Genomic DNA, 25,793 nt, shown 5'->3' with positions numbered 1-25,793 from the left:
TTTGAACAAATATAATTATTTATTCGATTAAAGTGCTTTTTTGTCCGATATATTGCAAATTAAATTTAAAATTCTAGAACTGTAACCCGTTTCATTGTCGTACCATCCAACTATTTTAACCATATTTCCAATCACAGAGGTCATCTGGGCATCAAAGATGCAAGAGTGCGGATTTCCAACAATATCGATTGATACTATTGGGTCTTCAGTGTATTCTAAAATGCCTTTAAGTTCATTTTCTGAAGCATTTTTAAAAATAGAATTAACTGCAGCAATTGATGTCGGTTTTTCAACATTAATCGTAATGTCGGTCAAAGAACCATTGGCAACCGGAACTCTAATACCACAGCCTCCAATGACCTCGGAAAGGTCTGGAAAAATTTTGGTTAAGGCTTTGGCGGCACCAGTGGTTGTTGGAACTATAGATTGTCCGGCAGCACGAGCCCGTCTTAAGTCTTTATGAGGCTGGTCGTGTAAGCTTTGGTCGGTAGTGTACGAATGAATCGTTGTAATATAGGCTTGTTTAATCCCTAAATGCGCTTTTATTAGCGCAATCATAGGGGCGGCATTATTGGTGGTACACGAGGCGTTAGATAAAATTGTTTCGCTACCATCAATACTTTGGTCATTAATACCTAAAACGATGGTTTTAATTTCATCATCTACAGCCGGAACTGATAATATAACGCGTTTTGCACCATTGGTTATATGGTGTTGTAGTTCTGTTTTAGTTTTAAACTTCCCAGTAGATTCTACAACAAAATCAGGTGCTACAGCAGACCATTTAATATCATGTGGATGCGTATAGTTGTATAAAGGAATAGCCACTTCATTGATGATAATATGTTGGTCATCAAAGGAAACCTTATCTTTTAAAACGCCGTGAATACTGTCGTATTTTAGTAAATGGCTTAGTGTTTTACTATCCGCTAAATCATTAATAGCAACAATTTCTATATCCGGATGCGCTAAAGCTAATCTAAAAACGCGTCGACCTATTCTACCAAAACCATTGATGGCTACTCTGATCATTAATTGATGTGTTTTTGTGCTTTGTAAGACGATCGTACTAAGGCACTACTTTCTACATGTCTAAAGCCTAACTCTAAACCAATGTCTTCGTATTCTTTAAATTGATCTGGGTTGATAAACGATTTTACAGGTAAGTGTTTTTTACTAGGTTGTAAGTATTGCCCAATAGTCACTACATCTACATCATTAGCTCTTAAATCGTGAAGGGTTTGAATCACCTCTTCGCGTTCTTCACCTAAACCAAGCATAATTCCTGATTTTGTACGACGTTGACCTTGCGATTTTAAATATTTTAATACACCAAGACTACGATCGTATTTCGCTTGTATTCTTACATCACGCGTTAAACGTCTTACAGTTTCAATATTATGCGAAACAACTTCCGGAGCTACATCAATAATACGGTCAATGTGTTTTTCAATACCTTGAAAATCTGGAATAAGAGTTTCTAAGGTGGTCTCAGGATTCATGCGTCTAACCGCCTTAACAGTCTCTGCCCACATAATGCTTCCCATGTCTTTTAAATCGTCACGGTCAACACTCGTTAAAACGGCATGTTTAATTTGCATTAATTTTATGGAACGTGCTACTTTTTCTGGCTCATCCCAATCTACCGTTTCTGGACGTCCGGTTTTAACACCACAGAATCCACATGATCGGGTACAAACATTTCCTAAAATCATAAAGGTTGCAGTACCTTCTCCCCAACATTCTCCCATATTAGGACAGCTTCCAGAGGTACAAATAGTATTTAATTTATACTTGTCCACTAAAGATCTGAGTTCCGTGTATTTTTTGCCCGTAGGTAATTTTACTCTTAACCATTTCGGTTTTCTTTCTGGTAAAATATTTGAAGCAACTGTGGTTTCCATGCAATTATCAATTTCTTGCTGCAAAGATACAAAGTAAATAATTAAATAATCTATAGTATGGCCACGTACCACAGACTAAATGCAATTAGAAAAATAATACCTAACCACGCTAAAAGATGTAATAGGCGTTTAGGTCGCCAAGTTTCAGGTGTATGCTTGCTACAGATTAATCTATAATTTACAAAGGCATAAAATGGCGCGGTAAGAAAAGAGAGTACGGTAGCCGTTTTTATTAGAATCCCCATTTCTGAAGCAAAGGCAAAAAAGATAATTAAAGTTCCAAGAGTCAGTAAAACAATCCAGAAGAGATAACCGTTTTTAAAAGTTTTGTGGGTGAGTACTTCCATACTTTTGTTCATGGCTCTTGGTGAGGCATCTAAGGTGGTTAAAGTGGTGCTAAACATGGTGGTGAGCACGGCTATACCAATAACAATATAGGCCCATTGCCCTAAATTGGAAGTGTACATCTCTATCAGTTGACTTGCAAATAGTGTGGCCTTTGGACTAAAGGGAGTATCAGAACCATACATGACAAAATAACCTAAACTAAGGAAGCCAATACCTAAGAGCATGGCCCCAAAGTACCCCATATTAAAATCTAATAGAATGGATTTTGGTGATACGTCATGGTTTTCTTTTTGTTTTTCAATGGCCCAAATGGAATGCCAAATGGAAACATCTAATGGTGCGGGCATCCAGCCCATAAAAGCGACTAAAAATGCCATTTCTACTGAAGTCTTAGGTGTTATTTGAGTAAAGTTCAAGGGCTCGGAGAAATCGTGGTAAGCGAAAAACAAGGCGATAAGAGTACTTAAGGTCAGTAAAAAGATGATCAGCTTTATGATTTTGTCTAAGGCCTTATAGTTGCCCAAAAATAAAATAAGTAAGGAGATCGCTAAGATGATCACGGTCCAAATTTCAATACTAGAAATCTGAGTATACCCAAAGTTCAGAAAACTAATATCGCCAAAAAGCGTGTCTGCAATCCCAGCGGTAACGATAGTTACTGCGGTTTGTATGGTGAAAATTGTGGCAATATTTAGTATGAAATACGTCAGTAATACACCTTTACCTAAGCGGTAATACCCATAAATAAGACTTTCGCCGGTAGCCGCAGCATACTTTGCGCCAAATAAAAAGAAAGGGTATTTACAAAGATGTACCAGCAGTAAGGCCCATAGTAATCCTAAACCGAAATCGGCACCAGCTCTTGTAGACATAACAATGTGAGAGACTCCAATCGCTGCACCTGCAAATAAAATGCCCGGACCTAATTTTTTTAATAAAGCAAACACTAACTTTTGGTAATAATAGCCGCTAATAATTTTTTTGCGCGCAGTAGTTTCACTTTAACGTTATTAATAGGCTCGTTCAGATGCTCTGAGATTTCCTTATAACTCAACTCTTGGAAATACCTGAGATTAATAATTTCTTGATAATGGGGTTTTAGCTTTTTTATATCCCTTAAGAGTTTAGCGAGATTTTGTTCTGTAATAATTTTATCTTCAGGAGTAGGGGAGTTATCAACAATATCAAAATAACGTTCATCATTATCTTTAGAAGTGTCGCCTATAGCGTGCTTTTGTTTTCTAATAAGATCAATATGAATATTTTTGGAAATCGTAATCAACCAAGTTTTAAACTTATAGTTTTCGTTATAGCTACTTATTTTGTCAAAGGCTCTAGAAAATGTTTGTATGGTAATATCTTCAGCATCATTTTCATTTAGGGTACGTTTGAGTTGAAAGGCATATACATCACTCCAATAGGTATCTAAAAGAAAATTGAATGCAATTTGATTGTTATTTTTAGCTTTGTTTATGGCGTCTTTTATTTCCAATGTGTTGGCTTAGATATCAAATTAGCTATAAAGATACTTAATTGTGAGGTAATAAGTGAAATTTCTAGTAAAGGTAAAAGTAGGATGAGGTCTGTTTCTTCCAATTTTTTAGCGGTAAAGCCAAAGCAAACCCACTGTATAAGAAAGCGGAGTGCTATAAGTGCTGCGATCCATAGGACCAAGACACCTAGATAAATAAATATCCCTCCTAAAATCCAAAAGCTTAATTGTGTGAGATAGAATAAGCCTAGTAATAGTTTGTGTTTTGCTTTGTAATATTTCGCTGTACTCACATGTCTTCGTTTTTGAAGAATCCAAGATTTAAACGAGTGCTTAGGCTCTGAAATGGTAAAACTTTCTTTTGAAAAACACAATGCTGTATTTGTGGCATTGGCTACTTCGTTGATAAATAAATCATCATCGCCAGATTTTAAAGCCATATGGCTGTTAAAACCACAGTTGTTAAAGAACACCTCTTTCTTATAGGCTAAGTTTCGCCCTACACCCATATACGGGATTTCCATTTTAGCATAAGAGAAATACTGAAGTGCCGTCATTACGGTTTCAAAACGGATCAGTTTATTGAGTAGGGAGAATTTCTTTTTAGCATAACCTCCATAGCCCAAGACTACTGATTTTTCATTTGAAAATTGACTACTTATATGCGCCAACCATTGGTTTGAAGCCGGAGTACAATCGGCATCGGTAAACACTAAGGTGTCGTAAGAAGAAGCTTTAATACCTAAAGTAAGGGCGTACTTTTTATTACCCCAAAACGCTTCACTCACTTTAACATCTACAACTTTTACCTGACTGTTGTTAGCAGCAAAGTCTTCCATGATTTCTAAAGTGTCATCAAACGAGCTATCGTTAACAAGGACAATTTCGAAATTAGAATAGTCTTGATTTAATAGGGAAGGGATATTTTTTTTTAAATTCTCTGCTTCATTTTTGGCGCAGACAATTATAGATATCGGAATCTGTTTTTTTAACCGAGTTTCGGGAGATTTTAATCCGAAGGAAAAAAGAAAACTTAAATAATAAATAATTTGAACACTAACTACTGCAATAAATGCATAAAATAAAACTAAAGTAAGCGTCATTGAAACTTAAGAGTGTTGTGGTTCGCTACAGTCTTTATATTCGTCTGGCGTTTTTCCACAAAAACCACAAGCTTCTCCTTCTTTATTAAGCATAGGATTTTGGCTGGCACAGGTACCTGCAAATTTTCCATCTTTTTTAGCCCAAATCTTTATAGCGATACCGCCAACGGCAAGGGCTAATAATCCTAAAGTAATGAATAGTAATTTCATAATAAGAATTTGTGTAATTTGATGCAAAGATAAGGCTTTTACATTTATTCTAAAGCCCATTTATAAGCTGTTTTTCTATAGCGTTATTGAAAGCTTTATTTATGTTGTAATTATAGGTTTTTAAGACATTTAATACGATTCCGTAAAAAAAGGAGCCGTTTTCGGGCTCCTTTTTTAGTATAGTAATGAAGGGAATTATTTATCCTTTAATGAAATTTCTGCAACTTCAGTGTCATTCTCGTTGGCATTAACACCTTTGGTCCCTATTTTAATACTTAAAGCTAAGGCGTCTTCCATATAAGGAATCTGTTTTAACTTACGGTCAGACTCGTCTAAAATTCCTAAGTTAACCATGCGATCCTGTAGCTCAGCCCAAATTTGGTATTGTTGTTCTTCAGGTAATTGTGGCAGTGTAATGACATCGATCATAGAGGTTTTTTCCACTGGGTTAATATACGCGACAGTTTTTAAATTCTTAGCGCGGTCATTACCATTAATAACGTATTTCTTAGAATCAGGATTATTAAGTTTTAATAATTCTCTAGATAATTCGTCTAACTTGTAATTGTTACTTTCAATATCGCTACGTAAATCAAAAAGTTCATCAACGACCACATTGTTTTCGTTTTTCAGATCTTGATTTTTCTGATAGAACATAAAAGAGGTTACGGCAAAGATGACTGCAGCTGCACTTGCGGCAAAACTGTACCAAGGTGTTTTACGGTCTTGGGTTAAATGAATCACCTTAGGAGCCTCTTGCTCTTCTAATACCTCCAAAACATCTCCAAGAATATCTTTTGGTATATCTGTAGCGCCTGCTTTGGTAATGATTTCTAAATTATCTTGTAACGTTTCGTAAGCTTGCGCTACTTCAGGATAATTAGAAATAAAATGTTCCGCTTCTCGAGTTTCCTCTGAAGTGGTTTCTCCAATAACATACTTCTGTAAGAGATCAGAGTTTAAAAAGGTTTGTACTTGCTTTTCCATGATCAAATAATTTATGGATTATAAACTTTTTTCAGTTCTCTTAATCCTATTTTTAATCTAGATTTAATAGTGCCGAGTGGGATGTTTAATTCTTCACTCGCTTCTTGTTGTGTCATACCTTGAAAAAACAAAGCATCTAACACAATTTGATATTTTTTTTCTAGTGTACCAACGTGTCTTTTAATGTCCATGACGTCTTCATTAAAATTTGTTGTTGGTAGAATATATACGTTAGAAGTTTCAATTTGGACTTCCTTGTGATAACGATTATTAAAACTTCTTAGTTTATCAATGGCTGTATTTCTCGCAATTCTGAAGAGCCAAGTAAAGAGTTTTGCTTTTTTAGGATCGTATTTAGAAGCATTTTTCCATACTTTAATAAACGTTTCTTGTAAAGCGTCTTGTGCAACTTCTTCATTAACGGTGATTTTTAAGATTACACCATATAAACTGTTGGAATAGTTTTCATAGAGTAAATTCAAAGCCCGCTTATCTTTTTTTTGAAGGTAAGCTATGATTTTCTGTTCTGTTGGAGTAATACTCAAAATGCTAATATCTTGTTTTTGTGTCTTTTAAAACGTCCAAATTGAATTTGTAACCGTAAATATACTTAAATACACCTTAATAAAGGTGATTAATCCAGTGCAATAGAATGGTTTTTTCTTGTTAAGAAATTGATTAATAGCGTTTTCAAAATGAAATCATTCTGTAATTAAAAGTCACAATTTTTATTGTGACTTTTATATTTATATGATATTGACTTCAGTTTCAATGCTGATATTAAATAAACGTTTGATTGTTTTTTGTATTAACTGTGCCAATTCAAAAATATCTTTCCCTTTGGCACCTCCGTAATTCACTAAGACTAAAGCTTGCTTGTCGTGCACGCCATAATTCTTAAAACGTTTGCCTTTAAAACCTGCTTTTTCAATGAGCCAGCCAGCTGGAATTTTGACTTCATGATCTGAAATCTCATAAAATGGCATTTCAGGAAAATTAGCTTGTAAGGCTTTAAAATCTGCCGTGGCTACAATGGGGTTTTTAAAGAAACTTCCGCTGTTACCAATCTCTTTAGGATCTGGTAATTTACTTTCTCTAATGGCAATAACCGCTTTAGAAATATCTTGAATCGTGGGCTGGGTTATTTGTAAGTGTTCTAATTCTTTAGTTATAGCGCCATAACCAATATGCAATGTATGCGCACGCTTTGTCAATTTAATATTTACACTAGTTATAATGTATTGCCCTTTTAAGTCTTGCTTAAAAACAGATTCTCTATATCCAAATTGACATGCTGTTTTAGAAAAAGTGGTCAGTGATTGGCTCGCTATTTCTAAAGCCTCGCAACTTACAAATACATCTTTTAGCTCTACCCCGTAAGCTCCAATGTTTTGGATTGGAGCTGTACCAATGTTGCCGGGGATTAAAGAAAGATTTTCTATGCCGCCATAATTGTGTTGCAAACACCAAAGCACAAAGTTATGCCAGTTTTCACCTGCCATAGCTTTTACAATAACAGTATCTTCAGTTTCTTCTACAACTTCAATACCTTTTAAGTTCATGTGCAAAACTAAGGCTTCAATATCTTTAGTTAAGAGCATATTGCTTCCTCCTCCCAAAATAAAGAGAGACTTACTGTGCTGCGCTTTTAGAATCGTTTTTAAGTCTTCTATAGTGCGAATGTTACAATACTCTTGTGCCGTAGCCTCAATACCAAACGTATTATAAGGTTGTAAGGAAGCGTTCTTAATTATAGTCATTAGTCTTTATAAACTTTTAGAGCTTCCTCTAATATTTTTACGGCCTTAATAAGGCTGTCTTCATTTAAGACGTAAGCAATTCTAATTTGGTTTAAGCCTACACCAGAAGTCGAGTAAAAACCTGCTGCTGGGGCGACCATTACAGTATCGTTGTTATAGTCAAACGACTCTAATAACCATTTTGCAAAGTGATCTGCGTTTTTAACAGGAAGTTCTGCAATACAATAAAACGCACCGTTAGGCTTAGCAACCTTAACACCTTCAATTTTCTCTAAAGCATTAATTAAGATGTTTCTACGCTTTACGTATTCTTCTTTTACATCATCGAAATAACTTTGAGGCGTATCTAGTGCCGCTTCACTTGCAATTTGAGCTAAGGTTGGCGGACTTAGTCGGGCTTGAGCAAACTTTAAGCCGGTCGTAATAAATTCAGTGTTTTTAGACACTAAATAACCAATACGCGCGCCACACATGCTGTAACGTTTAGATACAGAATCGATAACAATAGCATGGTCTTCTAAGCCTGGCTCTTGTAAAATAGAATAGTGTTCTATACCATCATAAACAAACTCTCTATAAACTTCATCAGCAATTAAAAACAAATCGTGTTTTTTAACAATGGCTGCAAGTTGTTTAATTTCTTCTTTTGAGTATAAATACCCTGTTGGGTTTCCAGGATTACAAATTAAAATCGCTTTCGTTTTTGGAGTAATTAGTTTCTCAAATTCCTCAATAGGAGGGAGAGCAAAATTATCTTCAATTTTAGAAATAACAGGCACAACATTAACGCCAGATGCAATAGAGAAACCGTTGTAATTGGCATAGAAAGGCTCTGGAATAATAATTTCATCACCTTTATCCATAATACTACCAAAAGCAAAAAGCAAGGCTTCACTACCACCTGTGGTCACTATAATATCATTATGCGAAACGTTAATGTCATTACGCTTGTAGTATTCGGCTATTTTCATTCTATAGCTTTCAGCACCTTCAGATCGGCTATAAGCTATGGTTTCTATATTTTGATTTTTTATAGCATCTAAAGCTACTTGTGGGGTCTTTATATCGGGTTGACCTATATTAAGGTAATAAACATTTTTACCTTGTTTATTAGCGGCTTCAGCATATGGTACCAATTTTCTAATTGGTGATTCTGGCATGTTGATGCCTTTTTGAGATATAACGGGCATATAATAGTGGTTTTATTTTAAAGTGCTAAGTTCTGAAATTTATTATAGCTTATCAGGGAAAAATGGATAAAAAAAATGAGTTCTCAATTTGAGAACTCATTGTTATGGTATAAAATGAAGTCTAGATTATTGCTCTAGCATGCTTTTACTTTTTTTCTCTAAAACGCTCGTTTTTGCAGAATCTACAACTAAACCTTTAATTTTTAAGGCTACCGTTGGGGTTTCAGCATTAGAATAAACGGTAATGGTTTTTCGTATTGGGTTAACACGCTTTGTGTCGTATTTTACTTCAATCTCTCCGGTTTCTCCTGGCATAATAGGATCTTTCGGTTTTTTAGGAACGGTACAACCACAAGTTGATTTTACATTAGAAATCACTAAAGGCGCGTTTCCTGTATTTGTAAACTCAAAGACTCTAACACCATCCGAACCTTTTTCTATGGTACCATAGTCAATCACGTCGGTTTTAAATTCGATTTTTGCTACTTTTTCTTGAGCGAAAGAACCAAAACTGATCAGTCCTACAAACAAAATTGCTAATAAATTTTTCATCATTTTAATTTTAAAATTGATTATTCAAAACTAGTTACTTTTTCCTTTCAATCAAAATTAATTAGTTGTAATACCCTTCATTTAACAGATTTTATGCTTTGAAGCGATATATTATTAACGTAATAATTTTTCGAAATAGGAATTATAAGTATTTTTGACAGCTATATTACAAAAACAATACCAAAACATGGAAATCCCATCAAAATATAATGCATTGTCCGTAGAAAATAAGTGGTACGACTACTGGATGCAAAACAAATACTTTCACTCTGTACCAGACGATAGAGAGCCGTATACCATTGTAATTCCACCGCCTAATGTTACCGGAGTTTTACACATGGGGCATATGTTGAATAATACCATTCAAGATGTCTTAATTCGTCGTGCACGTTTAATGGGGAAAAATGCATGTTGGGTTCCAGGTACGGATCACGCTTCTATTGCTACAGAAGCTAAGGTAGTAGCCAAACTAAAAGAACAAGGTATTGATAAGAACGATTTGTCTCGCGAAGAGTTTTTAAAACACGCTTGGGAATGGACGGAAGAATATGGCGGTGTTATCTTAGAGCAACTTAAAAAATTAGGCTGTTCTTGTGATTGGGATCGTACAAAGTTCACCATGGATGATGATATGTCTGAAGCCGTGATTAAAGTCTTTGTAGATTTATACAATAAAGGCCTTATTTATAGAGGTTACCGAATGGTAAACTGGGATCCGGAAGCAAAAACGACCCTGTCTGACGAGGAAGTTAATCATGTTGAAAAACAAGGTTTACTGTACTATTTAGAGTATCAAGTAGAGGGAAGCGATGAAAAATTAACCATTGCGACAACTAGACCAGAAACTATTTTTGGAGATACGGCCATTTGTATTAACCCTAACGATGAGCGTTTTACACATCTTAAAGGAAAGAAAGCTATTGTGCCTATCTGTGGTCGCGTTATTCCTATCATTGAAGATGACTACGTGGATGTAGAGTTTGGTACGGGTTGTTTAAAAGTGACGCCTGCTCATGATGAAAACGATAAAGTTTTAGGTGATAAACATCAACTAGAGGTAGTAGATATTTTTAATGATGATGCGAGTTTAAATAGCTTTGGAATGCATTACGAAGGTCAAGATCGTTTTGTAGTAAGAAAAGCTATTTCTAAGGAATTAGAAGATGCTGGTATTTTGGTTAAGACCGAAAACCATATTAATAAAGTAGGGACTTCAGAGCGAACAAAGGCTGTTATTGAGCCTCGATTAAGTGATCAGTGGTTCTTAAAAATGGAAGATTTAGCACAGCCTGCTATTGATGCCGTTTTAAAAAATGGCGATATTAAACTATTTCCGAAGAAATTTGAAAACACCTATAGACATTGGATGGAGAATATCCGTGATTGGAATATCTCACGTCAATTACTTTGGGGACAGCAAATTCCTGCCTTTTATTATGGCGACGGAAAAGAAGATTTCGTTGTTGCAGAAACCCTTGATGATGCTTTAAAATTAGCACAAGAGAAAACCAATGATGCCAACTTAAAAGCTGAAGATCTAAGACAAGAAACAGATGCTTTAGATACATGGTTTAGCTCTTGGTTATGGCCAATGAGTGTTTTTGATGGTATCCGTAATCCTGAAAACGAAGAAATAAAATACTATTACCCAACTAATGATTTAGTAACAGGGCCAGATATTTTATTCTTTTGGGTTGCTAGAATGATCATTTCGGGTTACGAGTATAAAGATGAAAAGCCATTTAAGAATGTTTACCTTACAGGTTTAGTGCGTGACAAGCAACGACGTAAAATGTCTAAATCTCTTGGGAACTCGCCAGATGCTTTAAAACTTATTGAAGAATATACTGCAGATGGTGTTAGAGTAGGCTTATTATTAAGTTCTGCAGCAGGAAATGACCTTATGTTTGATGAAGCCTTATGCCAACAAGGAAAAGGATTTGGAAATAAGATTTGGAATGCCTTTCAATTAACCAATCTTTGGGAGGTTGCAGATATTGCTCAACCCGAATCTAGTAAAATTGCTTTACAATGGTATGAGTCGAAGTTTCAATCTGTTTTATTAGAAATTGAAGATCATTTTAGCAAGTACCGTTTAAGTGATGCTTTAATGGCAATTTACAAGTTAATTTATGATGATTTCTGTGGCTGGATGCTAGAGATGGTTAAACCCGCTTATCAGCAACCTATAGATAGAGTAACGTATGATAAAGTGATGTCTATTTTTGAGGATAACTTAAAAATTGTTCACCCTTTTATGCCTTTCTTAACGGAAGATATTTGGCAATATATTAAAGAGCGCTCTCCAGAAGAGGCTTTAATCATTGCAAAATGGCCTGAAGCGAAACCTATTAATACAACTTTAATTTCTGAATTTGATTTTGCTTCTGAAGTGATTTCTGGAATTAGAAACATTAGAAAACAAAAGAATATTGCCTTTAAAGATGCGATTAAGTTTTCTGTGGTGAACAATGAAAAATCATCCAGGACTTTTGATGCTGTCATTTCAAAATTAGGAAATTTAGAGCAATTTGAATACGTAAATGAGCCTGTTGAAGGTGCTTTAACCTTTAGAGTAAAGTCTAATGAATACTTTATTCCCATGGAAGGAAGTATTGATGTGGAGGCAGAAATTAAGAAGCTGACAGAAGAGTTAAACTACACTGAAGGTTTTCTTAAATCGGTTCAAAAGAAGTTATCTAACGAGCGCTTTGTAGCCGGAGCTCCGGAGCAAGTTGTTGCAGCAGAAAAGAAAAAAGAAGCTGATGCTTTAGCTAAGATTGAAACCATTACGGCGAGCTTATCAAGTTTAAAATAATAAAATAATAACCTGCAGTGTATTTACGTTGCAGGTTTTTTTATGCCTTGATGTGAAGGAAAAAACGACTCTCTATAAGGCTTCTTATTAAACTTTTAAACAAGGGGGGAAGACCTCTAATCTGAGAGGCTGTCTCTTTTGCGTTTAACAATTATAGCCTTAAAAGCGAAGAATTATTTCTTAAAAGCCCTAAGGGATTCTAACAGACAAACGTTTTAAATTTGGTAAGGCTATAAAAGCTGTACTGCCTACCATTCATTAATCTTGTTACTGTCTAATTTTACAAAAATAAAAAGTAGAATAGTAAAGCCCCAAAGTCCAGACCCCCCATAACTAAAAAAGGGAAGAGGAATACCAACGGTTGGGATAAGCCCCATAACCATACCGATATTTATGGTAAAGTGGATAAATAATATGGAGGCGACACTATATCCGTAAACCCGACTAAATTGAGATTTTTGAGATTCGGCTAAATATAAAATCCGAATAATTAGCAATACAAATAAAAGGACTACCCCGCTAGAGCCTAAAAAGCCCCATTCTTCACCAACGGTACTAAAGATATAATCGGTATGTTGTTCTGGTACAAATTTACCAGTGGTGCGTGTACCTTGTAAAAAACCTTTACCCGAAAGTCCTCCAGAACTAATGGCATGTTCCGATTGAATAAGGTTATAGGCCTCTTCCTTCTTCATACGCTGTAGTTTTACAGGGTCGTTTTCTAGTCGTAACCACAGACTAATTCTATTTTGTTGATGCGGTTTTAGCACGTGATTATAAAATAATCGTACCCCATAAGAGAAGCTAACGCATAAGGCAAGGACGGTTATATATTGAAGAATAGAGCCTCGTTTCTTCCTTCTAAGAAAATAAACGCTAAAGATAATAATAGCTGCAATCGCTGCCGTAATTAAAACGCCAAATTTTAAACCTATAACAGCGAGTGCAATTAAGCTTAAGGCAATGGCTAAATAAATTTGCTGTAAGCCTTCGCGATAAAACACAAAAAAGAAAGCTAGATATACAATGGTACTTCCGGCATCGTTTTGCAATAAGATTAAGAGGGCTGGAATAAATATAATGGCAGCCACTCTAATTTGGTCTTTTAAGGTTTGCATATTGGTTTGTAAGTCGCTCATAAAACGCGCTACGGCTAAGGCGGTTGCAAATTTAGCAAACTCACTAGGCTGTATCGTCATGCTGCCAATTCCGTACCAGGAACGTGCCCCATTCACTTCTTTTCCAAATATGAAGAGACCTACTAAGGCGAGCATAGCCACCAAATAAATGATACTGGCAAACTTTTCATAAAACTTGGCTTCTAGAGAGAGGATAAGTATGATAAGAATAAGGGTTAAGCCTATAAACATCATATGCTTTCCATACAATTGGCTCGTGTCAAAATAACTCGTAATCTCTCCAATATGTGAGGCCGATAAAATGTTGAGGTACCCAAAGCCCACTAATAATAAGAATAATATTATAGTAATCCAATCGAACTTAAAGTGTCTTTGGTTTTCTCTTAGCATGAAAAGTTATAGTTTTAATCCGCCTGAGGTATCAGGTAATTCTGTTGCGTAATTATCAATGACTTGAAGTTTGGCGCCTCTATTTATTTCAAAAGGCTCGCCAGAATACGGTTTTTTGTATTCGTCCTCAAGACTATGCGTAAGAATCCAATCTTCTAAATCTGTTCTGGTAATGGTTCCTTTAATGTATTTTTCAATCATTAAACTGGCCATTTTTCCTGCAAAACGACTTCCCCAATATCCGTTTTCAACAAATATAGCAAGTGCAATTTTAGGGTTGTCTTTAGGGGCAAAAGCCACAAAAATAGAATGGTCGGTAAGCTGTGTTTTTACACTGTCTATCTTAATAAAATTTTCTGCTGTTCCTGTTTTTCCACAGATGTCTATTCCAGGGACTTTTAAAGATTGCGCGGTTCCTTTATTATAAACATCAAACATACCTTGAATCACCGGTTCAAAATGTTGCTTATCTATGGTGGTGTATTTTGGTGTTGTATAAGCTTTAGGTATTGTGTCGTCCTGAATCTTTTTTATAATATGCGGTGTGTAATAAAACCCTCGATTAGCAATGGCAGCCGTCATATTTGCCAACTGAATAGGAGTGGTCTCTACCTCACCTTGGCCAATAGCGTTAGACACAATATAGGTAGAGCCCCAACGATTATCGCCATAGGCTCTATCATAATAATCGCCATCTGGTATGCGACCTTTTCGGCCTACAGATAAATCATTGTGTAAAAAGTCGCCTAAGCCGAAACTTCTAGCATGTTTGGCCCAGACGTTCATGCCTTCCCCAGCATCACTATATTTATCAATAATTTTACGATACACATGAACAAAATAACCATTACATGATTGTGAAATCCCGTGATTCATATCAGTCGGATTGCTATGGTGGTGACAGCCTGTTAATTTTCTACTACCATAATAGTACCCCAATCGACAGGTGTAAGTGTCATTGACGTCAATAACATTTTCTTGTAAACCTATAAGCGCATTCATAACTTTAAACGGAGATCCCGGCGGGTATTGCGCTAATAAACCACGGTCAAATAACGGTTTTGCAATGGTATCGTAATGAAGTTTTGTATAATTTTTAGAACGATTTCTACCCACTAAATCATTAGGGTTGTAACTTGGACCTGTGACCATAGCAAGTATTTCACCACTGCTTGGATCTAAGGCAACAATTCCGCCACGTTTGTGCTTCATTAATAACTCGCCATAAGCTTGCAGTTCAGAATCTATAGTGATCGTAATATCTTTTCCAGGAACCGGTAAGGTGTCGTAAATACCATCTTTATAAGGACCTATGTTTTTATTAAAACGATCTTTCTGGATAAATTTAATCCCTTTAACGCCTCTTAAAACTTCTTCATAAGTTTTTTCAACCCCTTGGTTTCCTATTAAATCTCCCAATCTATAGTAAGGTTTCTTGGCAATGGTTGCTCTATTGGCTTCTCCAATATCACCTAAAACATTAGCCCCAATGGTTGTTTGATAGGAGCGAAGGGATCGTTTTTGAATATAGAACCCTTCATATTTTCTCATTTTTTCCTGAAGTACAGCATAATCTCGCTTTGAGAGTTGCGGCACAAAAGGAGAAGGAAGTCTCGGGGAATAGGAGGTTGCTCGTTTTAATTTTTTATCGTAATCTTCTCTTGTGATTTTTAAAAGCCTACAAAATTCATCGATTTCTAAAGAGTCTAACGGGGCAACTTCCCTAGGGATAACCATAACGTCATAAGATGGTTGGTTGGCCACAAGCAGTTCTCCGTTTCGGTCATAAACATAGCCACGTTTAGGGTAGTTATATTCTTTTTTGATGGCAATATCTTCAAAAATATTATAGGCAGAATTATCATAAACCTGGAGATAAAATAATCGCGCAATAAAAACAAGGCCAACAAGAACAACAGTTGTTAATAATAACAGTTTTCTCATTTTCGGTTTCGACTAAATAAAATTATAAGTAATACACTAAGGATAATAGTGAAAATACTAGAGAATAACGTCTTCTTCAAGATTAAAATTATATTAGAAATGTTAAATATTTCTAATGAAAAAAGAACAAAATGATGTAAGATTGTCCCCAGTGTGACATAGCTGATTAGACTTCCTAATTCGGTAGAATTAAACTTTATGGATTGGTGTTCATAAAGCATTCCGAAGGAGTTTTTAAGCAGTATAGGTCTTGCATAAGCTAAGAAGACGGCAGCCGCAGCATGGACGCCGCCAGAGTCTGAAAATAAATCGACCATAAGCCCCAAGAGGAAACTTACAAAAAGCAATAAGAGGCGTTCTTCTCTAATAGGAAAAAGAAAGATAAAGATGATATAAATGTACGGATTAATGTAGCCTAAAAAATTAATATGATTGCAGATCACCACCTGAATTAATAGGAGGAGCACAAACCGAACAATATTTAAACCAGTAACATTAGTCATTTATTTTATTTTCTAAGGAACGAATTTCTTCTCTGTCTAAATTTTCTAAAATATAAACCTTACCAATACTGGTCATGTCATTAAACAATTTGACTTGAATGGTGTAGGTATCTCCACTTATATCGGTATCAAAACTAGCAATGGTACCAATACCAATGCCTTTTGGGAAAATTGAAGATTCACCACCGGTAAGAATGGTATCACCAACTTTTATATTTGCAAATTGTGAGACATCATCTAATTGTACAAATTCTGGAGATACGCCATCCCAAGTTAATGAGCCTATATGGTTAGAAGCTTTAAGTTTAGCGTTAATACGACTTTTTTTATTTAAAATCGATAGCGTAGTGGCGTAGTTTTTAGAGGTATTATCTATAATCCCTACAATACCATTAGAGGTAATAACCCCAAAATCTTGAGCGATTCCGTCGTTAGTTCCTTTATTTAAAGTCAGGTAATTATTAACCGAGGCATAACTATTTTTATAGACTTCAGCAGTCGTAACTCGGTATTTAGATTTGGCATAAGAACTGTCTATAAAGGTGGTGTCCTTATTTGTAGATAGATTGAGTAGTTGCTCTCTTAACCGCCTGTTTTCTTCAGCAAGAATGTCATTTTCTGTATTAAGATGAAAATACTGGTCTACAGAATTCATGGTACCGTAAACACCCCCTGTTAAGACATTAGCAGAGTTAATAAATTTACTCTTGTGGTAAGAATGCGATTGAATCGTAAGCGCTAACCCCGTACTGAAAAGCAATAAAAACAACAGAAAAGTTTTGTTTCTAATAACAAAATTGAAAATTTGTTGCATTATTTACTTCTTATTTTATCAATATACTTTTGTATTTAGGTAAGCTTTTAAGAACAATTCCTGTTCCTCTAACCACAGCTCTTAAAGGATCTTCAGCAATATAAACTGGTAAATCTGTTTTTTGAGAAAGACGCTTGTCTAAGCCTCGTAACATTGATCCTCCACCGGCTAAATAAATTCCTGTATTATAGATGTCAGCCGCTAATTCTGGCGGCGTTTGCGATAAGGTTTCCATTACAGAATCTTCAATTCGTAAAATAGATTTATCTAAAGCTTTAGCAATTTCGCGGAATGAAATTTGAACTTGTTTTGGTTTTCCTGTTAATAAATCACGTCCTTGAACGCTCATGTCTTCAGGTGGTAATTCTAAGTCTTCAGTGGCAGCACCAATCTGAATTTTAATTTTTTCAGCCGTTCTATCTCCAACATATAAGTTATGCTGTGTTCTCATGTAATAGATAATATCATTGGTAAAAACATCACCGGCTACTTTTACAGATTTGTCACAAACAATACCGCCAAGGGCAATAACTGCAATTTCAGTGGTTCCCCCTCCGATATCTACAATCATATTTCCTTTAGGCTGCATAATATCTACACCAATACCAATAGCAGCGGCCATCGGCTCATGGATTAAGTAAACTTCTTTCCCATTAACACGTTCACAAGATTCTTTTACCGCACGCATTTCTACTTCAGTAATCCCAGAAGGAATACATACGACCATACGTAGCGCAGGATTGAAAAATTTCTTTTTCAAAGCCGGGATGTTTTTTATAAACATACTAATCATTTGCTCAGAAGCATCAAAATCAGCAATAACTCCATCTTTTAAAGGACGAATGGTTTTAATGTTTTCGTGTGTCTTTCCTTGCATCATGTTGGCTTCCTTACCAACAGCAATAATTTTACCACTAATGCGGTCTCTTGCGACTATTGATGGATTATCAACAACAACTTTATCGTTGTGAATGATTAATGTATTTGCGGTTCCTAAATCTATGGCTATTTCTTCCGTAAGGAAATCAAAAAATCCCATGTGCTATTCTAAATTATTTGGGTTGTTTGTGTCTTAATAATGAGACTATCTGTAAATGTAATAAATTATACGATATTTATATGATAATAGACGTTTAATGCTGTGCTTTTTTTGCTTTTATGAGAATAAAAAATAAAAAGCACGTCCTGTAGGCTAGATTGAACAGTTTAATCTAAAAAGAACCTAGAGTAAATCTGCTTAACTCTAGGTTCTCATTGTCTTGTAATTACAAGGTAAAATATTAATGCTTAAAGTGACGGGTACCTGTAAATACCATAGCCAATTTGTTGTCGTTACAATAGTCAATACTCAATTGGTCTTTGATAGAACCTCCAGGTTGAATGACAGCTGTGATTCCTGCCTTATCAGCAATTTCTACACAGTCAGGGAACGGGAAAAAGGCATCACTTGCCATCACTGCTCCATTTAAATCAAAGTTAAAACTTTTTGCTTTATGAATGGCTTGGTTTAAGGCATCTACACGACTTGTTTGTCCTGTTCCACTAGCACATAATTGTTTGTTTTTAGCTAAAACAATAGTGTTTGATTTGGTGTGCTTACAAATTTTTGAAGCAAAAATTAAATCGTCTAATTCTGCAGTACTAGCCGTAGTATTGGTAACGGCTTTTAAACCTTCAAGCGTATCAGTAACATTATTTCTATCTTGAACTAAAACTCCATTTAAACAACTTCTCACGTTGGTTTGTGGCATTTCAATATCATTCAAAATTAAAAGAATTCTATTTTTCTTTCCTTTTAAAATGGCTAAAGCGTCTTCAGAAAAAGAAGGGGCAATAACAACTTCGCAGAATAATTTGTGAATTTCTTCAGCAGTTGCCAAATCAATTTCAGAGTTGCTAATTAAAACACCTCCAAAGGCTGATACAGGATCTCCAGCTAAAGCATCTACATAAGCTTGGTGTAAAGTATCGCGTTGTGCTAAACCACAGGCATTGTTATGTTTTAAAACGGCAAATGTAGGCGCGTCATTTTTAAACTCTAACATTAAGTTTACAGCCGCATCAACATCTAAAAGATTGTTATAGCTTAATTCTTTACCATGTAATTTTGTAAAGATTTCATCAAAATCACCGAAGAAAAATCCTTTTTGATGTGGGTTTTCACCATATCTTAAGACTTTACCATTGTTTTCTGAAATTTTTAGTGATGGAATTTCTTGGTTTTTGTTGAAGTAATTAAAGATCGCAGAATCGTAATGCGAAGAAACGTTAAAGGCTTTAGCAGCAAACTGCTTTCTATCTTCTTCTGAAGTCTCTCCGTTTTTTGTTTCTAATAACTCTAAGAATTCCGCATAATCATCAACTGAAGATACACAGGTAACATCAGCGTAATTTTTAGCTGCGGCTCTAATTAAAGAAATCCCTCCAATATCAATCTTCTCTATAATATCTTGGTTGCTTGCTCCTGAAGCGACCGTTTTTTCAAAAGGATATAAATCTACAATGACCACATCGATTTGAGGAATGTCAAATTCTTTTAATTCGGCAACATCTCCTTCATGATCCTGACGGTTTAAAATTCCACCGAAAACTTTAGGGTGAAGTGTTTTAACGCGTCCACCAAGAATTGAAGGGTAAGAGGTTACATCCTCAACGGGAACGACATCAATGCCTAAATCTTTGATAAATTTTTCGGTTCCACCTGTAGAATAAATAGTGACGTTAAGGTCATTTAATTTTTTAACGATAGGTGCTAATCCATCTTTACTAAATACTGAAATAAGTGCCGATGAAATGGTTTTGTTACTCATAATTTTGTGTTGTATGTTGTGTTGTAAATTTAATGGCGCAAAAATACGTATATTCAGAGTTATAGTTTTGCCCAAAATAGAGTTTCTTTTAGATTTTTGTAACAATAAATTGTTGAAAACGTCCTATATTTAAAATGATCAATAATGAAGTTCAATTATTTTGTAAGAAATAGATGAATTTATATTGAATATATTCTAAAATCAACCCTGCATGCTGGTCTATTTACGATTACTAAAAGAGAGTTTTTCATTTGCTTTAAATGCGTTGCGAACTAATAAACTGAGGACCTTTCTATCGCTTTTAGGCGTAACCGTGGGGATCTTTTCTATTATTGCTGTTTTGGCCGCTGTAGATTCTTTAGACCGTACTATTAAGTCACAACTAAGCTCATTAGATAGTAATACCATGTATTTGGCCAATTTTTCTTTTGGTCCTACGGAAGTGCCACGTTGGCAGCGCGAAACCTTTGATGAGATTTCTTATAATGAATTTAAAAGTATTAAATCGGCCATAAATGATGTCGAATATGCCGCTTTACAATTGTTTGTAAAACGTGAAAATATTCGGTACGAGTCGGAATTGGTGAGTAGCGTGAATACCGTTGTGGTATCGCACGAGTTTATTGATATCCAGGTGATGGAGTTTGAAAAAGGACGTTTCTATAACGAATCGGAATCTAATTCTGGACGTCCCGTTGTGGTGATTGGTTCTGAAATTGCCGAATCCTTATTTGGTGAGCTTGATCCTATTGGTAAAAAAGTACGCCTTTATGGACAGAAATTTACCGTTATCGGTGTGGTTAAAAAGGAAGGCTCTGGATTGTTTGGAGACAGTAACGATGTCTCTATTTTTATTCCTGCCAATTATGTTAGAAACCGTTATGGGGATAATAACCCGTATATGAAATATATCGTGGTCTTAAGACCAAAGCAAGATGCCGATATCGAAGGATTGAAAGCAGAACTCACACAATTTATGCGAACTAAAAGAGGGTTAAAGCCCGATGAAATAGATACTTTTTTTATCAGTACGATTTCTGGATTTCAAGATGTTATTGATACGATTATTGGAAGTTTAAATTTAATCGGTTGGGTAATCAGTGGGTTTTCACTCTTAGTTGGCGGCTTCGGAATTGCTAATATTATGTTTGTGAGTGTTAAGGAACGTACTAACCTTATAGGAATTCAGAAATCTTTAGGGGCTAAGAATAAATTTATTCTCTTTCAGTTTTTGTTTGAAGCCGTAATTCTTGCCGTAGTTGGTGGCCTTGTGGGCTTATTTCTCGTCTGGATTGGTACTTTAATAGGAAGTAATCTTACCGAAGATTTTGAGTTTGTATTGTCGCCTCAAAATATGTTTTTAGGATTCTTTATTTCCTCTATAATCGGATTGATTTCAGGGGTAATTCCTGCACTAAGAGCTTCACGATTAGATCCTGTGGAAGCTATTAGAACAGGAATGTAAGATAACTTTATAGATTGGCTTAGGCCATTATACCAGCAACCTCTTTACATATAAATTCTAAGAAACGTTCATCTGCTTCCGTAAAAGGATCTGGAGTTCCTGAGTCAATATCAATTTGACCAACGTTCTCTCCGTTTACAAAAATAGGAATCACAATTTCTGCTTTTACAGAAATGCTACAAGCAATATAATTGTCTTGAGCTGCAACATCAGGTACCACAAAGTTTTCATTGCTTACGGCTACCTGCCCACAAATGCCCTTTCCAAAAGGAATTATTACATGGTCAGTAGGTTCGCCAACGTAAGGTCCTAACTTTAATTCGTTCTTATCACCATTCTTAAAGTAAAACCCAACCCAATTGTAGTAGCTGATGTTTTCTTCTAGGATTTCGCAAATTTTTAATAAACGGTCATCTACACTTTGTTCCGTTTGAGCAATTATTGCTTTTATTTCAGGTTTTAATTCTTCTAAATTCATCGTCTTAAAAACTTTTTGTAAAAGTATTTAAAATACACTATTTTAAATGTCTGTTTTTATAATTTTAACACCAAACTAATAACGCGGTAATTTTGAAAGCATTGTTTAAAAAATATAAATCTGTCATTCGCTTTATCATTACCTTTCTATCGGTATATGGCGTTTTAATTTTTGCATACAGTTTGTATCTCAAATTTTCTGATGGTACGCAATATTACCCCGATTACTTTACCCACTTGGTGGCCCATCAGACAGATGCTATGGTTAACAGTTTAGGTTATAATGCACAGGCTATACCACATCCTAATGAGGCGTCTGTAAAAGTGATTATCAACGGAAAGTATGTGGCCCGTATTATTGAAGGTTGTAATAGTCTAAGTATTATTATTTTGTTTTTATCTTTTATCGCTGCTTTTTCCGGCCCCTTAAAAACGACATTATGGTATAGTTTGGCCGGTAGTGTAATCATTTATGCGTTTAATTTAATACGCATTGTAATTTTAGATCTGGCGCTTTATCATTATCCATGGCGACAAGAATTTTTACATGAAATTATTTTCCCATTACTTATTTATGGGACTGTTTTTATACTTTGGATGGTTTGGGTTAATCAGTTTGCAAAACTTAAAAAATAGAAATGCGTAAGGTTATTAAGTTCCTTTTGTTTTCGGCGTTGGTCCTCTTACTCGTATTAATACGAGCGTTTGAAGACGTCTTATTTTACGATCCGTATTTAACGTTTTTTGAAAATGACTATCTATATGTAGACAGTCCTAGACGTGAAATTGCTAAACTAGTTTTCTATACCTCTTTAAGGTATGTTCTAAATACGGCCATTTCATTAGGTATTTTATATGTAGTCTTTAAAGATAAAAGTGTTATTAAGTTTTCTAGCCTTATATATGGTATTGCTTATGTCTTACTGCTTATTCCGTTTTTATATTTTGTAATTAATCCACGACAAGAAGATTATTATTTGTTTTTTAATGTTCGTCGTTTTCTTATTCAGCCTATAGGAATCTTACTGTTGTTGCCGGCATTTTATTATTATAAGCTAAACCGTTAAAAAGCACTATTTAGACCCTTGTTTTTTTTTATTTTGTAACTTTGCATCGTGAAATTAAATTGGACACATAAAACATTTTCTTTTTTACTATCGTTTTTGGTATTGTTTTCAACCTTATCATTAACTATAGAAAAGCATTTTTGTGGGGACACTTTAATAGATGTTGCTGTATTTACCAAGGCTGATATGTGTGGTTCTCAAAGCCCAGACGAAGACCATGGTAATCGTATTAAAAACTCTTGTTGTAAAAACGAGAAAGAAGTCGTTAGTGGTATTGATCAATTGGTCACCAATTCGTTTGATGATTTAGACGACTTGCAGCAGTTGGTGTTATTGACCTACAGCTATACTTATCAACAGCTTTTTAACGAACTCTCGCAAGCTGTAGTTCCACACCGAAATTATTCTCCACCTCTCATTACCCAAGATATTCATGTTTTGCATGAATCTTACCTTATTTGATAGAATTATAACGCCTCGTTTATAAAAAGCACGCTTTTGTTGCTTAACGTTATACATTCAAATCAAATACAATGAAGCAAATATATTTTTTAATAAGTTTTGCCCTACTATCTTATGTGGTGGTAGCGCAAGAAGAATTAACCGGTACCATACTAGAGACTAGTAGTACCAAAGAATTACCTTTACCCGGAGCCAATGTGTATTGGTTAGGGTCCTCCATTGGGGCCATTACCTCTGCAGATGGGACATTTAGTATACCTTATAAGTTTTCTTACAATCAATTGGTTATTAGTTATGTGGGTTTTAAAACAGATACTTTAACCGTAAATGAAAATAAACCCATAAGGCATATTCTTCAAGCAAGTGAAGAGTTAGATGCGGTAGAGATTTCTACCCGTAAACAAGCCACACAAAAATCTTATCTTAAAGCCTCTAATACGTTTACAGTAACGAGTGATGAGTTGTTAAAAGCGGCGTGTTGTAATCTGGCCGAAAGCTTTGAAACCAATCCTTCTATCGATGTCAATTTTGCAGATGCGGTTTCAGGGACACGACAGATTAAAATGTTGGGGCTCACATCGCCATATATCTTAATTGCTACAGAAAACATTCCAGCCATACGTGGTGCTTCGCAAGCCTATGGGTTAAGTTTTATTCCAGGAACTTGGGTAGAAAGTATTCAAATTACTAAAGGTACTGGAAGTGTGGTTAACGGGTTTGAAAGTATTGCAGGGCAAATTAATACCGAGTTGGTAAAACCGACCACTGATGATAAGTTGTTTGTCAATCTTTATGGCGCATCTAATGAGCGTTTAGAGTTAAATACCCACTTTAATACTGCGGTATCTGACAAATGGAGCACTGGCGTATATATTCACGGTAATACACACCAAGAGAAGCACGATACCAATGATGATGGCTTTTTAGATATGCCACTTTATAATCAAATAAACCTTATGAACCGTTGGCAATATACCAATCCCGAGAAAGGCGTGGTTAGCTTCATTAATTTAAAATATTTAAATGATGAAAAGCAAGGGGGGCAGGTTAATTTTGATCCGGAGCGGGATCAAGGAACAACCAATTATTGGGGAAGTGATATTGAGACAGAACGTTTTGAAGTTACCACAAAATTAGGTTATGTTAACCCTGAAATTCCTTACCAGAGTCTAGGATTTCAAACCGCTTTTAGTCATCATGAACAAGATTCCTATTTCGGCTTAAATTTATACGATATAAAGCATAGTAGTTTTTATTCTAATCTGGTGTATAATACCATCATTTCAGATTCTAGACATAAAGTAAAAACAGGTTTAAGTTTTACCTATGATCATTACGACGAATTGGTGAATAATACGACTTACGAGCGTACAGAAAATTCTGTGGGTGGTTTCTTTGAGTATGCTTATGATAATTTAGATAAGCTTACCATGACGGCTGGTTTAAGAGTAGACCAACACAACCGATTAGGCTTTTTTGTAACACCACGTTTTCATGTGCGTTACACACCTTGGGAGAAATCTGCTTTACGCGCCTCAATTGGTAGAGGGAAACGTAGCGCTAATATTTTTGCAGAAAATCAAAACATGTTTTCTAGTGCGCGGCAAATTAATATCCTTAATTCCGGTGGAAAAGTTTACGGTTTAGATCCTGAAATAGCATGGAATTATGGGGTGAGTTATTTACAAGGTTTTAATCTCTTTGCAAGAAAAGCTGATGTAACGTTCGATTTTTATAGAACCGATTTTCAAAATCAAGTGGTTGTAGATTGGGAGAATCCTTTTGAAGTTAATTTTTATAATCTAGAAGGAGATAGCTATGCCAATAGTTTCCAGTTTGAATTTAATTACAATGCCTTTGAACATTTTGATATGCGTTTGGCTTATAAGTACTACGATATTAAAACCGATTATAATTCTGGCAGCTTAGAAAAACCATTAGTGCCTAAACACCGTTTATTTGCTAATGCGTCTTATGAAACCGCAGTGAAAGACAACGGTGCGCAATGGAAGTTTGATGCCACTTATAACTGGTTAAGTTCTCAACGTCTTCCTAGCACGGATTTAAGTGCGGCAGAATATCAGTTGTCCGATAGATCGCCGACTGTAGGTACTTTAAACTTACAAATGACGAAGGTGTTTTCTCCACAATTTGAATTATATTTAGGAGGAGAAAACGTTACCAATGTACGGCAAGACCGTCCTGTAATTAGTGCGGATAATCCCTTTGGTTCAAATTTTGATAGTAACTTTGTGTACGGACCTATTTATGGCAGTTTATATTACGCCGGATTGCGTTTCCGAATGAAATAGAATAAATACAACTAACGCTGGCCATAGAGCAGCATAAAACATGAAA

24 protein-coding genes are annotated in these 25,793 nt (G+C 35.3%); 6 read left to right on the top strand and 18 right to left on the bottom strand.

Translation table 11 applies throughout. The features are described from left to right. Window positions 1–27: 27 nt before the first annotated feature. The 11 genes from gap to DFQ08_RS13465 form a co-directional block, all read right to left on the bottom strand. Window positions 28–1,032, bottom strand: a complete 1,005-nt coding sequence (gene gap / locus DFQ08_RS13515) for a type I glyceraldehyde-3-phosphate dehydrogenase (protein ID WP_114310572.1) — start codon at window positions 1,030–1,032, stop codon at window positions 28–30. Continuing rightward, window positions 1,032–1,904, bottom strand: a complete 873-nt coding sequence (lipA, locus tag DFQ08_RS13510) for a lipoyl synthase (RefSeq protein ID WP_114310571.1) — start codon at window positions 1,902–1,904, stop codon at window positions 1,032–1,034. Before lipA ends, gap begins: the two co-directional genes overlap by 1 nt. 50 nt (window positions 1,905–1,954) lie before the next feature. After that, window positions 1,955–3,199 (bottom strand): NRAMP family divalent metal transporter, encoded by a 1,245-nt coding sequence (locus DFQ08_RS13505; RefSeq protein WP_245935440.1) that lies wholly within the window; start codon window positions 3,197–3,199, stop codon window positions 1,955–1,957. Continuing rightward, on the bottom strand, window positions 3,199–3,744 hold the full coding sequence (locus DFQ08_RS13500) for an RNA polymerase sigma factor (RefSeq protein WP_114310570.1): 546 nt from the start codon (window positions 3,742–3,744) through the stop codon (window positions 3,199–3,201). The genes DFQ08_RS13505 and DFQ08_RS13500 overlap by 1 nt, the downstream gene beginning before the upstream one ends. Further along, window positions 3,735–4,847 (bottom strand): glycosyltransferase, encoded by a 1,113-nt coding sequence (locus DFQ08_RS13495; protein ID WP_114310569.1) that lies wholly within the window; start codon window positions 4,845–4,847, stop codon window positions 3,735–3,737. Before DFQ08_RS13495 ends, DFQ08_RS13500 begins: the two co-directional genes overlap by 10 nt. A gap of 6 nt (window positions 4,848–4,853) precedes the next feature. Beyond that, entirely contained in the window at window positions 4,854–5,057 is a 204-nt protein-coding gene (locus tag DFQ08_RS13490) for a membrane or secreted protein (protein WP_114310791.1), read from the bottom strand. A 195-nt stretch (window positions 5,058–5,252) separates the two neighbouring features. Then, window positions 5,253–6,044 carry an anti-sigma factor domain-containing protein gene (locus tag DFQ08_RS13485; protein ID WP_114310568.1) on the bottom strand — a complete coding sequence of 264 codons (792 nt, stop codon included), beginning with the start codon at window positions 6,042–6,044 and terminating at the stop codon, window positions 5,253–5,255. 11 nt (window positions 6,045–6,055) lie between these two features. Beyond that, entirely contained in the window at window positions 6,056–6,589 is a 534-nt protein-coding gene (locus tag DFQ08_RS13480; protein ID WP_114310567.1) for an RNA polymerase sigma factor, read from the bottom strand. A 201-nt stretch (window positions 6,590–6,790) separates the two neighbouring features. After that, window positions 6,791–7,804 (bottom strand): UDP-N-acetylmuramate dehydrogenase, encoded by a 1,014-nt coding sequence (murB, locus tag DFQ08_RS13475; RefSeq protein WP_114310566.1) that lies wholly within the window; start codon window positions 7,802–7,804, stop codon window positions 6,791–6,793. Beyond that, window positions 7,804–8,994 (bottom strand): pyridoxal phosphate-dependent aminotransferase, encoded by a 1,191-nt coding sequence (locus tag DFQ08_RS13470; protein WP_114310565.1) that lies wholly within the window; start codon window positions 8,992–8,994, stop codon window positions 7,804–7,806. Before DFQ08_RS13470 ends, murB begins: the two co-directional genes overlap by 1 nt. Window positions 8,995–9,120: 126 nt before the next feature. Beyond that, complete coding sequence (locus tag DFQ08_RS13465) at window positions 9,121–9,546, bottom strand: DUF1573 domain-containing protein (protein WP_114310564.1); 426 nt, start codon at window positions 9,544–9,546, stop codon at window positions 9,121–9,123. A 187-nt stretch (window positions 9,547–9,733) separates the two neighbouring features. On the opposite strand from DFQ08_RS13465, the gene DFQ08_RS13460 reads away from it, so the two are divergent. After that, window positions 9,734–12,364 carry a valine--tRNA ligase gene (locus tag DFQ08_RS13460; RefSeq protein ID WP_114310563.1) on the top strand — a complete coding sequence of 877 codons (2,631 nt, stop codon included), beginning with the start codon at window positions 9,734–9,736 and terminating at the stop codon, window positions 12,362–12,364. A gap of 248 nt (window positions 12,365–12,612) precedes the next feature. On the opposite strand, the gene rodA is transcribed toward DFQ08_RS13460, so the two are convergent. The 6 genes from rodA to purH form a co-directional block, all read right to left on the bottom strand. After that, entirely contained in the window at window positions 12,613–13,893 is a 1,281-nt protein-coding gene (rodA, locus tag DFQ08_RS13455; RefSeq protein WP_114310562.1) for a rod shape-determining protein RodA, read from the bottom strand. A 6-nt stretch (window positions 13,894–13,899) separates the two neighbouring features. Next, the gene (locus tag DFQ08_RS13450; protein WP_114310561.1) at window positions 13,900–15,837 is read right to left on the bottom strand and encodes a peptidoglycan D,D-transpeptidase FtsI family protein; all 1,938 of its coding nucleotides are present in this window, start codon (window positions 15,835–15,837) and stop codon (window positions 13,900–13,902) included. Beyond that, the gene (locus DFQ08_RS13445) at window positions 15,834–16,340 is read right to left on the bottom strand and encodes a rod shape-determining protein MreD (RefSeq protein WP_114310560.1); all 507 of its coding nucleotides are present in this window, start codon (window positions 16,338–16,340) and stop codon (window positions 15,834–15,836) included. Before DFQ08_RS13445 ends, DFQ08_RS13450 begins: the two co-directional genes overlap by 4 nt. After that, on the bottom strand, window positions 16,333–17,154 hold the full coding sequence (mreC, locus tag DFQ08_RS13440; RefSeq protein ID WP_114310559.1) for a rod shape-determining protein MreC: 822 nt from the start codon (window positions 17,152–17,154) through the stop codon (window positions 16,333–16,335). The genes DFQ08_RS13445 and mreC overlap by 8 nt, the downstream gene beginning before the upstream one ends. 10 nt (window positions 17,155–17,164) lie before the next feature. Next, window positions 17,165–18,193, bottom strand: coding sequence for a rod shape-determining protein (locus DFQ08_RS13435; protein ID WP_114310558.1), 1,029 nt, complete (start codon window positions 18,191–18,193; stop codon window positions 17,165–17,167). 241 nt (window positions 18,194–18,434) lie between these two features. Next, window positions 18,435–19,964: a bifunctional phosphoribosylaminoimidazolecarboxamide formyltransferase/IMP cyclohydrolase gene (purH, locus tag DFQ08_RS13430; protein ID WP_114310557.1), complete on the bottom strand. Its 1,530-nt coding sequence runs from the start codon at window positions 19,962–19,964 to the stop codon at window positions 18,435–18,437. A 211-nt stretch (window positions 19,965–20,175) separates the two neighbouring features. On the opposite strand from purH, the gene DFQ08_RS13425 reads away from it, so the two are divergent. Then, a complete protein-coding gene (locus DFQ08_RS13425; protein WP_114310556.1) occupies window positions 20,176–21,429 on the top strand; it encodes an ABC transporter permease in 1,254 nt (417 codons plus the stop codon). Window positions 21,430–21,448: 19 nt separating this feature from the next. On the opposite strand, the gene DFQ08_RS13420 is transcribed toward DFQ08_RS13425, so the two are convergent. Further along, window positions 21,449–21,907 (bottom strand): GAF domain-containing protein, encoded by a 459-nt coding sequence (locus DFQ08_RS13420; RefSeq protein WP_114310555.1) that lies wholly within the window; start codon window positions 21,905–21,907, stop codon window positions 21,449–21,451. Between the two features lie 92 nt (window positions 21,908–21,999). Here DFQ08_RS13420 and xrtF point away from each other — a divergent pair, with 92 nt between their 5' ends. The 4 genes from xrtF (at window position 22,000) to DFQ08_RS13400 (ending at window position 25,747) form a co-directional block, all read left to right on the top strand. Then, on the top strand, window positions 22,000–22,542 hold the full coding sequence (gene xrtF, locus DFQ08_RS13415) for an exosortase family protein XrtF (protein WP_114310554.1): 543 nt from the start codon (window positions 22,000–22,002) through the stop codon (window positions 22,540–22,542). A 2-nt stretch (window positions 22,543–22,544) separates the two neighbouring features. Beyond that, a complete protein-coding gene (locus tag DFQ08_RS13410) occupies window positions 22,545–22,973 on the top strand; it encodes an exosortase F system-associated membrane protein (protein ID WP_114310553.1) in 429 nt (142 codons plus the stop codon). Window positions 22,974–23,021: 48 nt separating this feature from the next. After that, on the top strand, window positions 23,022–23,435 hold the full coding sequence (locus DFQ08_RS13405; RefSeq protein ID WP_114310552.1) for an HYC_CC_PP family protein: 414 nt from the start codon (window positions 23,022–23,024) through the stop codon (window positions 23,433–23,435). A 71-nt stretch (window positions 23,436–23,506) separates the two neighbouring features. Further along, window positions 23,507–25,747, top strand: a complete 2,241-nt coding sequence (locus DFQ08_RS13400; protein WP_114310551.1) for a TonB-dependent receptor — start codon at window positions 23,507–23,509, stop codon at window positions 25,745–25,747. Window positions 25,748–25,793: the final 46 nt, after the last annotated feature.

It is taken from the genome of Winogradskyella arenosi, from assembly GCF_003337305.1.
GTDB lineage: Bacteria > Bacteroidota > Bacteroidia > Flavobacteriales > Flavobacteriaceae > Winogradskyella > Winogradskyella arenosi.
Note: the sequence above shows the minus strand (reverse complement) of the source record. Positions and strands in the feature narration are given on the sequence as shown.